The following is a 12,241-nucleotide window of genomic DNA, read 5'->3' as shown; positions in this document are numbered from 1 at the left end:
ATCCATCGTCATTCTCAGAGGAAACCCATGAGTGCCATCGTAGATATCATCGGCCGCGAGATTCTGGATTCGCGCGGCAACCCCACCGTCGAATGCGACGTGTTGCTCGAATCGGGCACGATGGGCCGCGCGGCCGTGCCGTCGGGCGCATCCACCGGCTCGCGTGAAGCGATCGAACTGCGCGACGGCGAAGCCGGCCGCTACAACGGCAAGGGCGTGCTGAAGGCGGTCGAGCACATCAACACCGAAATCTCCGAAGCCATCATGGGCCTCGACGCGTCGGAACAGGCGTTCCTCGACAAGACGCTGCTCGAGCTCGACGGCACCGACAACAAGTCGCGCCTCGGCGCGAACGCGATGCTGGCCGTGTCGATGGCCGTCGCGAAGGCTGCGGCCGAGGAAGCCGGCCTGCCGCTGTACCGCTACTTCGGCGGCTCGGGCGCGATGCAGCTGCCGGTCCCGATGATGAACATCGTCAACGGCGGCGCGCATGCGAACAACAGCCTCGACATCCAGGAATTCATGATCGTCCCGGTGAGCCAGCCGACGTTCCGTGAAGCCCTGCGTTGCGGCGCGGAAGTGTTCCACGCGCTGAAGAAGATTCTCAGCGACCGCGGCATGAGCACGGCGGTGGGCGACGAAGGCGGCTTCGCACCGAACTTCGGCAGCAACGACGAGTGCCTGTCGACGATCCTGCAGGCGATCGAGAAGGCCGGCTACCGTGCGGGCGAAGACGTGCTGCTCGCGCTCGACTGCGCGGCATCCGAGTTCTACCACGACGGCAAGTACCAGCTCGCGGGCGAAGGCCTGCAGCTGTCGTCGGCCGAGTTCACCGACTACCTCGCGACGCTCGCGGACAAGTTCCCGATCGTGTCGATCGAGGACGGCATGCACGAAGGCGACTGGGCCGGCTGGAAGCTGCTGACCGAGCGTCTCGGCAAGAAGGTGCAGCTCGTCGGCGACGACCTGTTCGTCACCAACACGCGCATCCTGAAGGAAGGCATCGAGAAGGGCATCGCGAACTCGATCCTCATCAAGATCAACCAGATCGGTACGCTGACCGAAACGTTCGCGGCGATCGAGATGGCGAAGCGCGCGGGCTACACGGCCGTGATCTCGCACCGCTCGGGCGAAACGGAAGACTCGACGATCGCGGACATCGCGGTCGGCCTGAACGCCGGCCAGATCAAGACGGGTTCGCTGTCGCGCAGCGACCGCATCTCGAAGTACAACCAGCTGCTGCGCATCGAGGAAGATCTCGGTGATATCGCCAGCTACCCGGGCAAATCGGCTTTCTATAACCTGCGCTAACACGCTACTATCGCGTTAGTTGCTTCGACGCCGCTCTGCGTAATGCGTGGAGCGGCGCTTCTTATATCTGCGTCTCGTACATGCGGCTTGTCACTGTCGTCCTGATTGCCTTGCTGGCGCTCATTCAGTACCCCCTATGGTGGGGACATGGGGGCTGGTTGCGGGTGCACGAGCTGCGTCAGCAGCTGGACGGCCAGTTGCGGAAGAACGCGGACGAGAAGCTGCGCAACGAGCGGATCGCAGGCGAAGTGCAGGACCTGCAGGGCGGCACGGCAGCCATCGAGGAGCGCGCGCGCTACGAGATGGGGATGGTGAAGGACGGCGAGGTGTTCGTGCAGTTCGTATCGCCGAACGCGCAGCCCGCGCCGGTCGCCAACACGCTGTCCAACACGTCGACGCGCGGCGAAGTCTCCGCGGCACCGGTGCGTGTCGTGCCGAATCCGCAGTCGATCGCGAAGCCGTCGCGGCATCGCGGCGGCGAGAAGGGCAAGCCGGCCCACCACTGAAGACGCTGAAGCAGGTTCAGCAATGCCATTGAAAAAGCACGGTAAATGCCGTGCTTTTTTATTTCCTGACGGTCGATAATCGGGCCGATGCGGCGGCTACCACCACCAGCCCGGATAGCCATAGCTGACGCCGGTGCCCCAGCCGCGCCCCCAGCCGCCGCCGTAGTAGCTGCCGTAGAACGTGACGGGCGGCGGCGTGTAGTACGACCATGCGCGTATCGCGGCTTCCGCCGCCATCGCATCGTTCTGTTCGCGCAGCGCCTGCCTGTCGATCTCGTCGTAGCGCTTGCGTTCGGCGGGTGTCAGCGTCGGCGGCTGGCCGGCCGCGCGTTGCTCCGGCAGGCGGCTCAGGATCGTGGAGGGCGGCTGCACCGCACAGCCGGCGAGGACGAGCAGGCCGGCTGCGGCGCTCGTCGACAAGAGGGGGCGAAACAGGCGATTCATGACCTTCTCCAGCGGCGCGCCGGGTTCGGGGCGGCCCGACGCTTCGGGCCGCGAGGCGGCGCGCTCGATACGCGTGCGTCATTATGCGCCCGCGCACCGGCCGGTGCGCGGGCGCGCGGCTCAGTGACGCTGCCCGGCGGCAGGCGTCACGCCGCTCGCGAGTTCGGGCGACGCGAACAGCTGCGCGACATCGACGGGATCGAACTCGTAGCGCTGGTTGCAGAACTCGCAATGAATCTCGACGTGGCCGCGCTCGACGATCACGCCGTCGACTTCGTCCTGGCCGAGCATGCGCAGCATCGCGCCCACCTTTTCGCGCGAGCACGTGCACTGGAAGCGCGTGACGGCGGGCTCGAAGTGCTGCACGTTTTCCTGCCAGAACAGCCGGCGGAACACGACTTCCGGCTCCACTTCGAGCAGTTCCTGCGCGGACAGCGTGCCGCCGAGCGTGCACACGCGTTCCCACGTGTCGGCGTCGGTTTCCGCGGTGCGCGGCACGATGCCGCCGTCGCCGGGCAGCTTCTGCAGCAGCATGCCGACCGCGCGATCGCGATCGGCGGCGAGCCACAGGCGCGTGTCGAGCTGTTCCGAGTGATGCATGTACTGCTCGAGCACCTGCGCGATCGATTCCAGCGAGCCGTGTTCGCCGTTGAGCGGCACGATGCCCTGGTACGGCTGCTGGCCCGGCAGCTTGTCGGCCGGATCGAGCGTGATCACGCAGCGGCCGTGGCCGCTCGCGTTGACGAGATCGGCGAAGCGCGTGTCGTCGCCGATCGTCTGCGCGACGTCGCCGGAGAACTTCGCGGTCGCGCGCATCGACAGATCCGAGCTGCATTGCACGACCAGCATCTTCACCGGCCCGTCGCCGAAGATCTGCATGACGAGGGTGCCGTGAAATTTCAGGTTCGCCGACAGCAGCGCGCAGGCGGCCATCATCTCGCCGAGCACCGTGCGCACGGGCGCGGGGTAGTCGCGGCGGGTCAGCACTTCCTGCCACGTGTTGCGCAGCGAAACGATTTCACCGCGCACGGGCGCCGCATTGAACATGAATTTCTGTAACTGGTCGCTCACTCTTCTTCCTTGAAAATCGCGCGGTGTCAGCCGATCCGCACGAGTTGCTCCTTGAAATGCGCACGCCGGTCGACGTACGTTTTCGCATTTGCGCGCAGGCGCGCGATGTCCTCGGCCGACAGTTCGCGCACCACCTTCGCCGGGGCGCCGAGTATCAGCGAATTGTCCGGAAACGTCTTGCCCTCCGTCACGATCGAGCCGGCGCCGACCAGACAGTTGCGGCCGATGACCGCGCCATTCAAGATCACCGCCTGAATTCCGATCAGCGAGTTTTCGCCGACCGTGCAGCCGTGCAGCATCGCCTGGTGCCCGATCGTCACGTTCCCGGCAATCGTCAGCGGATAGCCGGGGTCGGTGTGCAACACCGCGCCTTCCTGCACGTTGCTGCCCGCGCCGACCGTGATCGGCTCGTTGTCGCCGCGCAGCGTCGCGCCGAACCATACGCTCGAATTTTCCTCGAGCACGACTTTGCCGATGATGGCCGCCGTATCGGCGACGAACACGCTTTCGTGGATCGTCGGGGCGGTGTCGCCCAGCTTGTAGATCGTCACGGAGTCTCCTTGGTCTCGTTCGTTGGGCGCGCCGGTAAAATGGCGCGTTTCGCGCGGCGTGCGTCGCCGCGGCACAGCTGCGTATTGTAAACCGTTGTGTCCGGCGGCTCTCGCCGCGCTTTTCACGGTGTCCCCGTTTATGAGCATGGAGTTTTCCTCGTTCTCCGACGCGCCGGCCTGCGTGCGCCGCGCAGCGCTTGCCGCACTCGCCGTGCCCGAGCCGGCGGAAAAAGCCGTCCGGGTGCGCGCGCTCCACGACGCGTTGCTGGCCGGGCAGGCGGCGATCGATCCGTCGCTCGTGCTGCCCGAGCCCGCCGGGCTGCCGGGGCGACCGGCGCGGCCCGTGCTGGTCGAGCCGCGCCAGCTCGAGCGGCGCAGCATGCGCTCGCCGGAAGGGCGGGCGGTGCTGCTGCACGCGCTCGCGCATATCGAATTCAATGCGATCAATCTGGCCCTCGACGCGGTGTGGCGCTTTGCCGGCCAGCCGGACGCGTTTTACGCGGACTGGCTGAAGGTCGCGGCCGAGGAGGCGTATCACTTTTCGCTGCTCGCCGGCCGGCTCGCCGAGTTCGGTCACGCATACGGCGATTTTCCCGCGCACAACGGGCTGTGGGAGATGTGCGAGCGCACCGCGGGCGACGTGCTCGCGCGCATGGCGCTCGTGCCGCGCACGCTCGAAGCGCGTGGGCTCGACGCATCGCCGCCGATCCGCGCGCGGCTCGCGCAGGCGGGCGACCATGCATCGGCGGCGATCCTCGACGTGATCCTGCGCGACGAAATCGGCCACGTCGCGATCGGCAACCGCTGGTTTCGCCATCTGTGCGACGAGGCCGGTCGCGATCCGGTGCCGACCTACCGGCAGCTCGCCGAGCAATACCACGCGCCGCGGCTGCGCGGGCCGTTCAATTTCGACGCGCGCCGCAGCGCGGGATTCGACGCGGCCGAATTGGAAGAACTTGCCGCCCAGGACCGGGCGGGCGCGGCATGAGGCCCGGAAATCGGCTGATCGGGCCGGCATAGAGGAGTGCCTCGACACGCGCCATGATCGTCGGCAGGGGTAACGGCGGTGCAGGCGACGCCGCTATAATCGAACGATCATTCTTTTTTTGGCGGCTGCGATGAATGCCACGAGTTCTGTTTCCGATTTCGTTACGGTGCGAGGCGTCAGGCTGCACGTCCGGCGCTGGGGCCGGCCGGATGCGCCGACGCTGTTCATGTTGCACGGCTGGATGGACGTCGCGGCGTCGTTCCAGTTCGTCGTCGACGCGCTCGCGGGCGACTGGCAGGTGATCGCGCCGGACGCGCGCGGCTTCGGGCTGTCCGACTGGCCGGTTGCACAGCAGGGCGGCGGCCATTACTGGTTCCATGAATACCTCGGCGACCTCGACGCACTGGTCGACCACTATGCGCCGGCCGGCGAGGTCAATCTGGTCGGGCACAGCATGGGCGCGAACGTCGTGTGCCTGTATGCGGGCGCACGGCCGGAGCGCGTGCGGCGTGTCGTCGACCTGGAAGGCTTCGGCCTGGCGCCGGCCCGCGCCGAGCAGTCGCCGCGCCGCTTGCGCGGCTGGCTCGACGCGCTGCGCGAGCCGCCCGCCCTGAAATCCTATGCGTCGCTCGACGACGTCGCGGCCCGCCTGGTCAAGACCAATCCACGGCTCGATCCGCGCCGCGCCGCGTTCCTGGCCGGGCATTGGTCGAAGCGGGGCGACGACGGGCGCTTCCATCTGCTGGCCGATCCCGCGCACAAGATGATGGGCCCGCTGCTGTACCGTCTCGACGAAGTGATGGCGACCTGGGCGCAGGTGCGCGCGAAGGTGCTGCATGTCGAGGCGGTCAATTCGCCGACGCTCGCGCATCTGGCCGGCGACATCCCGCTGGCGGAATTCAAGGCGCGCTTCTCTGCGTTCCCGGACTGGCGCGAAAAGCTCGTCGAGGATGCCGGCCACATGGTCCACCACGACCAGCCCGAGCAGATCGCCGCGCTGATCGAGGCGTTCTGCGCGTAACCGGCGCGGCGGCAGGGGAGCGGCGGCGGAATGCCGCATTGCAGTAGAATGAAGCGTGATTTCCCTTGCCAAAAATGAACGCCGATCTCCACTGTCATTCGAATGTCTCCGACGGCCTGCTGTCGCCCGTTGATGTCGCGCGCCGCGCCCACGCCGGCGGCGTGACGCTTTGGGCGCTCACCGATCACGACGAGGTCGGCGGCCAGGCGGCGGCGCGCAGCGAGGCCGAGGCGCTCGGCATGCGCTACCTGAGCGGCGTCGAAATCTCGGTGACCTGGGCATCGCGCACGGTGCACATCGTCGGCCTGAACATCGACCCCACGAACCCGGCGCTCGTCGACGGCCTGTACCGCACGCGCCACGGCCGGGCAGCCCGCGCGCGGGCGATCGCCGCGCAGCTCGAGACACTCGGCATTCCCGGTGCATACGACGGCGCGCTGAAATACGTGTCGAATCCCGACCTGATCTCGCGCACGCATTTCGCACGCTTTCTCGTCGAGAGCGGCCATGCCGCCTCGACGGCCGACGTGTTCGACCGCCTGCTCGGCGACGGCAAGCCCGGTTTCGTGCCGCACCGCTGGGCGACGCTGTCCGACGCCGTGCAATGGATTCGCGGCGCCGGCGGCGAAGCCGTGGTCGCGCATCCGGGCCGCTACCGCTACACGCCGGTCGAATTCGACGCGTTCTTCGGCGAGTTCATCGATCTCGGCGGGCGCGCGATCGAGGTCGTGACCGGCAGCCATACGCCTGACCAGTACCGCGAATATGCGGACGTCGCGCGCCGTTTCGGCTTCGAGGCGTCGTGCGGCTCGGATTTCCACGCGCCGGGCGAGGGCCGCATCGAGCTGGGCAGCCTGCCGCCGCTGCCGTCCGACCTGAAACCGGTCTGGGAACGCTGGCTCTGACCCGCCGCGGCCGCTGGCCGTGCGTGCCGCAGGCGCGGCGCGCACCCGATCATTCCCTCTTCACCTTCCCCCAATGTCCCAGTTCTTCAGGATTCATCCGGATAATCCGCAGCCGCGCCTGATCAAGCAGGCGGTGGAAATCGTCAACAAGGGCGGGGTGGTCGCGATGCCGACCGATTCGAGCTACGCGCTCGCATGCCATCTCGACGACAAGGACGCGGTCGAGCGGGTGCGCCGCATCCGCGGCCTCGACGACAAGCAGCACCTGTCGCTGCTGGTGCGCGACCTGTCCGAACTCGCGAACTTCGCGATGGTGGACAACCGGCAGTACCGGCTGATCAAGTCGGTGACGCCCGGCCCGTACGTGTTCATCCTGCAGGCCACGAAGGAGGTGCCGCGGCGGCTGTCGCATCCGTCGCGCAAGACGATCGGGCTGCGGGTGCCGGAGCACGCGATCACGCTCGCGTTGCTCGAGTCGCTCGGCCAGCCGCTGCTCGGCACGACGCTGATCCTGCCGCCCGATACGGACCCGCTCAACGATCCGGACGAGATCCGCGAGCGGCTCGAGAAACAGGTCGATCTCGTGATCGACGGCGGCGCCTGCCCGCGCGAACCGTCGACGGTGATCGACCTGACGGACGCGGAGCCGCAGCTCGTGCGCGCCGGGCGCGGGCCGCTCGAGCCGTTCGGCCTGTCGGCGTGAGCCCGCGCCAATCCGTTTCCGCACGATTGCGCTTGTTACAATAACGCGATATGGACGCTTCCCTGATACAGACCATCGCCGTCTACGCGCTGCCGGTGATCTTCGCGATCACGCTGCACGAGGCCGCGCACGGCTACGCCGCCCGCCTGCTTGGCGACAACACCGCCTACATGATGGGGCGCGTGTCGTTCAACCCGATGCGCCACATCGATCCGATCGGCACGATCGCGATTCCGCTCGCGATGTATTTCCTGACCGGCGGCGCATTCCTGTTCGGCTATGCGAAGCCGGTGCCGGTCGCGTTCAGCAACCTGCGCAACCCGCGCTGGGGCAGCCTGTGGGTGTCGCTCGCGGGCCCCGGCTGCAACTTCGTGCAGGCGCTGCTGTGGGGCGTGCTGAGCGTCGTGCTCGCCGCCGCGAGCGTGGACGAGCCGTTCTTCACGCGCATGGCGCTCGCCGGCGTCAGCGTGAACCTCGTGCTCGGCGTGCTGAACCTGTTCCCGTTGCCGCCGCTCGATGGCGGCCGCATCCTGGCGGCGCTGCTGCCGCCGAAGCAATCGATCGCGCTGTCGCGCATCGAGCCGTACGGCTTCATCATCGTCCTCTTGCTGGTCACGACGGGCGTGCTGACGAAATTCTGGCTGCGTCCGCTCGTCAACGTGGGCTACGACGTCGTGTCCGCCATCCTGACTCCTTTCGCCTCGCTTTTCTAACGACAACCATGTTCCCAGATCGTATTTTCTCCGGCATGCGGCCCACCGGATCCCTGCACCTCGGCCACTACCACGGCGTGCTGAAAAACTGGGTGAAGCTGCAGTCCGAGTACCCGTGCTTCTTCTGCGTCGTCGACTGGCATGCGCTCACGACGCACTACGAGACGCCCGAGGTCATCGAGAAGAACGTGTGGGACGTGCTGATCGACTGGCTCGCCTCGGGCATCGATCCGGCGCAGGCGACGCTGTTCATCCAGAGCAAGGTGCCCGAGCATGCGGAACTCGCGCTGCTGCTCGGCATGAGCACGCCGCTCGGCTGGCTCGAGCGCGTGCCGACCTACAAGGAGCAGATCGAGAAGCTGAAGGACAAGGACCTGTCGACCTACGGCTTCCTCGGCTATCCGGTGCTGATGGCGGCGGACATCCTGCTGTACCGCGGCTCGCTCGTGCCGGTCGGCGAGGATCAGGTGCCGCACGTCGAGATGACGCGCGAGATCGCGCGCCGCTTCAACTACCTGTACGGCCGTGAGCCCGGGTTCGAGGAGAAGGCGCTCGAAGCCGCGAAGAAGCTGGGCGGCAAGCGCGCGAAGCTGTACCGCGAGCTGCGCAACGCGTACCAGCAGGAAGGCGACGACGAGGCGCTCGAGCAGGCGCGCGCGATGCTGCAGGAGTCGCAGAGCCTGTCGATGAGCGACCGCGAGCGCCTGTTCGGCTATCTCGAAGGCGCGCGCAAGATCATCCTGGTCGAGCCGCAGGCGCTGCTGACGGAAGCGTCGCGCATGCCGGGCCTCGACGGCCAGAAGATGTCGAAGTCGTACGGCAATACGATCGGCCTGCGCGAGGATGCGGAGACGATCACGAAGAAGGTCCGCACGATGCCGACCGACCCGGCGCGCGTGCGCCGCACCGATCCGGGCGATCCGGACAAGTGCCCGGTGTGGCAGCTGCACCAGGTCTACACGGACGAAGCGACGCACGAGTGGGTGCAGAAGGGCTGCCGTTCGGCGGGCATCGGCTGCCTCGATTGCAAGCAGCCGGTGGTCGAAGGGATCCTGCGCGAGCAGCAGCCGATGCTCGAGCGCGCGCAGAAGTACATGGACGACCCGTCGCTGTTGCGCGCGATCGTCGCCGACGGCTGCGACAAGGCACGCAAGTACGCGACCGAGACGATGCGCGACGTGCGCGACGCGATGGGCCTGTCGTACACGTGAGCAGCGCGCATGAACCCGTGATGCCGGCCGCCGGCGCGCACGTCGGGCTCGCCGAGCCGTCGCGCTGGGTCGCCGGCTGGGCCCGGCTCGTCCCGGCCGGCGGCGCGGTGCTGGACGTCGCCGCGGGCGGCGGGCGGCATGCGCGCTGGTTCGCATCGCGCGGGCATCCGGTCGTCGCGCTCGAACGCGATCCGGCCGCGCTTGCGGCGTTGCGGGCGATTCCCGGCGTGGACGCGCGCGACGCCGATCTCGAAGGCGCACCCTGGCCATTGCCGGCCGGCGCGCAGTTCGCGGCCGTGGTCGTCACGAATTACCTGCATCGTCCGCTCTGGCCCCATCTGCTCGACACGCTGGCGCCGGGCGGGGTGCTGATCTACGAAACCTTCGCGCAAGGAAACGAAACGGTCGGCAAGCCGTCCAATCCCGCGTTCCTGCTCGCGCCGGGCGAACTGCTGGAAGCGGTGCGCGGGCGGCTGCGGGTGGTGGCGTACGAAGACGGTTTCATCGCCGCGCCGCGCGCGGCATTCATCCAGCGCATCTGCGCAGTGCGCGACGCGGCGGCTCCGGGGTCGGAGGCGGGTATTCCGCGTTTCGAACTGCCCGGCTAATCCGCTACAATCTCAACGTTTACCGGTTCTAAATCAATCGCGTTTCATGGCTAACGGCACTCAAGACGGCATTCAAATCCGCGGCAGCATCCCCGCGATCGTCACCCCGATGCTCGAAGACGGCAGTCTCGACCTGCCGGCGTTTCGCAAACTGATCGACTGGCACATCGACGAAGGCACCGATGCGCTGGTCGTGGTCGGCACGAGCGGCGAATCGGCGACGCTCAACGTCGAGGAACACATCCTGATGATCCGCACCGCGGTCGAGCATGCGGCGAAACGCATTCCGATCATCGCGGGCGCCGGCGGCAATTCGACCGCCGAGGCGATCGAGCTGACGAAGCACGCGAAGGCGGTTGGCGCGGATGCGACGCTGCAGGTCGTGCCGTACTACAACAAGCCGACGCAGGAAGGCATGTATCGCCATTTCAAGGCGATCGCCGAGGCGATCGACCTGCCGGTGATCCTGTACAACGTGCCGGGCCGCACGGTGGCGGACATGTCGAACGAGACGATGCTGCGCCTCGCGCAGGTGCCGGGCATCGTCGGCGTGAAGGAAGCGACCGGCAACATCGATCGCGCCGCGCAGCTGATCAAGGCCGCGCCGAAGCACTTCGCGATCTACAGCGGCGACGATCCGACCGCGATCGCGCTGATGCTGCTGGGCGGCCACGGCAACATCTCGGTGACCGCGAACGTTGCGCCGCGCGCGATGAGCGCGCTGTGCCGCGCGGCGCTGGCGGGCGACGTGAAGACGGCGCGCGAGCTGCACATGCAGCTGCTGTCGCTGCACAAGAACCTGTTCATCGAGGCGAATCCGATCCCGGTGAAGTGGGCGCTGCAGGCGATGGGCAAGATGCAGGGCGGTATCCGCCTGCCGCTCACGCCGCTCGACGAACGTTGCCACGACGCGGTGCGCTCGGCGCTCGTCGAGGGCGGCGTCCTCGCGTGAGATGCGGCGGCCGCGCACCGGCCGCCGATTCCAACCCCGATCAACCCGCACCGGCCGGCTCCGTCCGGCGCCGCTCCTGACGAGCGTTCTAGCAAGACGAAGGATTTCATGAAACGTTTCGCCTTTTCCTCTCGCGCCATCCAGGTTTCGGTGGTGGCGCTTGCGCTGGGCGCGCTCGCCGGCTGCGATACGCTGAACGACTATCTGGCCCCCGACAAGGTCAACTACAAGAACACCGGCTCGGCGCCGCCGCTCGCGGTGCCGAGCGACCTGAACCCGGTGCCGACGGGCCAGCAGTTCGTCGCGCCGCCGGTCAATGCGGGCCTCGGCTCGCTGCCGCCGCGCGTGACGACGGCCGCCGGCACCGCGACGGACGGCGTGCCGACCGCGCAGGATCCGCTCGGCATGCACATCGAGCGCGACGGCGATCGCCGCTGGCTCGTCGTCGACGGCCGCACGCCGGAGCAGCTGTGGCCGCTCCTGAAGGACTTCTGGCAGGACAACGGCTTCTCGCTGAAGACCGACGCGCCGTCCACCGGCATCATGGTCACCGACTGGGCGGAGAACCGCGCGAGCATCCCTGACGACTGGTTCCGCCGCACGATCGGCAAGGTCGTCGACTTCGTGTACTCGTCCGGCACCCGCGATCGCTTCCGCACGCTCGTGAACCGCACCGCGGACGGCAATACCGACATCTCGATCACGCACAGCGCGATGGAGGAGATGATGGTCGGCCCGCAGGGCGGCACGTCGTCGCGCTGGGAGGAGCGTCCGCGCAACCCGGTGCTGGAGGCGGTGTTCCTGACCAAGCTGATGCAGAAATTCGGCCTGACCGAAGCGCAGGCGAAGCAGATGCTGACCGACGCGAAGCCGGCGACGGCGCCCGCGCAGGTTCTCGACTCGAGCGCCGGCGCGGCGACGCTGCAACTGGCCGAATCGTTCGATCGCGCGTGGCTGCGCGTCGGCCTCGCGCTCGACCGCACCAACTTCACGGTCGACAGCCGCGACCGCGAGAAGGGCGTGTATCGCGTGCGCTACGCGAATTCGATGGAAGAGCTCAAGCGCGACGGCCTGTTCGGCAAGCTGTTCTACGGCGGCCCGTCGGCTGCGAAGCCGGGCAAGGAATACGTCGTCAACGTGCGTGCGCAGGGCAACGGCGGCACGCAGGTCGCGGTCGTCGACGCGAACGGGCAGGTCGACAACTCGTCGGATGCCAAGCGGATCATCTCGCTGCTCCACGCGCAGCTGAACTAAGCG

At 67.6% G+C, this 12,241-nt stretch carries 14 protein-coding genes; 11 read left to right on the top strand and 3 right to left on the bottom strand.

The annotated features are described in order from the left end of the window. The first annotated feature begins 27 nt into the window (after positions 1-27). Positions 28-1,311, top strand: coding sequence for a phosphopyruvate hydratase (gene eno / locus HWY45_RS27250; protein ID WP_017331789.1), 1,284 nt, complete (start codon positions 28-30; stop codon positions 1,309-1,311). 80 nt (positions 1,312-1,391) lie between these two features. After that, on the top strand, positions 1,392-1,817 hold the full coding sequence (gene ftsB / locus HWY45_RS27245) for a cell division protein FtsB (RefSeq protein ID WP_059567500.1): 426 nt from the start codon (positions 1,392-1,394) through the stop codon (positions 1,815-1,817). A 96-nt stretch (positions 1,818-1,913) separates the two neighbouring features. Here ftsB and HWY45_RS27240 read toward each other — a convergent pair whose 3' ends face one another. The 3 genes from HWY45_RS27240 to HWY45_RS27230 form a co-directional block, all read right to left on the bottom strand. Then, positions 1,914-2,261 (bottom strand): hypothetical protein, encoded by a 348-nt coding sequence (locus HWY45_RS27240; RefSeq protein WP_059567498.1) that lies wholly within the window; start codon positions 2,259-2,261, stop codon positions 1,914-1,916. A 120-nt stretch (positions 2,262-2,381) separates the two neighbouring features. Then, on the bottom strand, positions 2,382-3,332 hold the full coding sequence (gene hslO / locus HWY45_RS27235; protein ID WP_059567495.1) for an Hsp33 family molecular chaperone HslO: 951 nt from the start codon (positions 3,330-3,332) through the stop codon (positions 2,382-2,384). Between the two features lie 26 nt (positions 3,333-3,358). Next, entirely contained in the window at positions 3,359-3,883 is a 525-nt protein-coding gene (locus HWY45_RS27230; protein ID WP_059809692.1) for a gamma carbonic anhydrase family protein, read from the bottom strand. A 139-nt stretch (positions 3,884-4,022) separates the two neighbouring features. Between HWY45_RS27230 and HWY45_RS27225 the strand changes: the two genes are divergently transcribed. The 9 genes from HWY45_RS27225 to bamC all read left to right on the top strand — a co-directional run bounded on the left by HWY45_RS27225 (position 4,023) and on the right by bamC (position 12,238). After that, positions 4,023-4,871, top strand: a complete 849-nt coding sequence (locus HWY45_RS27225; RefSeq protein WP_059567493.1) for a ferritin-like domain-containing protein — start codon at positions 4,023-4,025, stop codon at positions 4,869-4,871. Positions 4,872-5,001: 130 nt separating this feature from the next. Then, positions 5,002-5,892, top strand: a complete 891-nt coding sequence (locus HWY45_RS27220) for an alpha/beta fold hydrolase (protein WP_059809688.1) — start codon at positions 5,002-5,004, stop codon at positions 5,890-5,892. A 74-nt stretch (positions 5,893-5,966) separates the two neighbouring features. After that, complete coding sequence (locus HWY45_RS27215; RefSeq protein WP_059809687.1) at positions 5,967-6,797, top strand: 3',5'-nucleoside bisphosphate phosphatase; 831 nt, start codon at positions 5,967-5,969, stop codon at positions 6,795-6,797. 73 nt (positions 6,798-6,870) lie between these two features. Beyond that, positions 6,871-7,500 (top strand): L-threonylcarbamoyladenylate synthase, encoded by a 630-nt coding sequence (locus HWY45_RS27210; RefSeq protein ID WP_059567488.1) that lies wholly within the window; start codon positions 6,871-6,873, stop codon positions 7,498-7,500. Positions 7,501-7,550: 50 nt separating this feature from the next. Continuing rightward, entirely contained in the window at positions 7,551-8,213 is a 663-nt protein-coding gene (locus HWY45_RS27205; protein ID WP_059567486.1) for a site-2 protease family protein, read from the top strand. A gap of 8 nt (positions 8,214-8,221) precedes the next feature. Further along, a complete protein-coding gene (locus HWY45_RS27200; protein WP_059879005.1) occupies positions 8,222-9,424 on the top strand; it encodes a tryptophan--tRNA ligase in 1,203 nt (400 codons plus the stop codon). A 20-nt stretch (positions 9,425-9,444) separates the two neighbouring features. Continuing rightward, positions 9,445-10,032: a class I SAM-dependent methyltransferase gene (locus HWY45_RS27195; RefSeq protein WP_059879058.1), complete on the top strand. Its 588-nt coding sequence runs from the start codon at positions 9,445-9,447 to the stop codon at positions 10,030-10,032. Between the two features lie 46 nt (positions 10,033-10,078). After that, a complete protein-coding gene (gene dapA, locus HWY45_RS27190; protein ID WP_059567481.1) occupies positions 10,079-10,984 on the top strand; it encodes a 4-hydroxy-tetrahydrodipicolinate synthase in 906 nt (301 codons plus the stop codon). Between the two features lie 108 nt (positions 10,985-11,092). Beyond that, the gene (gene bamC, locus HWY45_RS27185; protein WP_059879008.1) at positions 11,093-12,238 is read left to right on the top strand and encodes an outer membrane protein assembly factor BamC; all 1,146 of its coding nucleotides are present in this window, start codon (positions 11,093-11,095) and stop codon (positions 12,236-12,238) included. The last annotated feature ends 3 nt before the right edge of the window (positions 12,239-12,241 follow it).

The sequence above is a fragment of the Burkholderia stagnalis genome (genome assembly GCF_902830275.1).
In the GTDB taxonomy this organism is placed as follows: Bacteria; Pseudomonadota; Gammaproteobacteria; order Burkholderiales; family Burkholderiaceae; genus Burkholderia; species Burkholderia stagnalis.
This window is presented reverse-complemented; position numbering and strand designations above follow the sequence as displayed.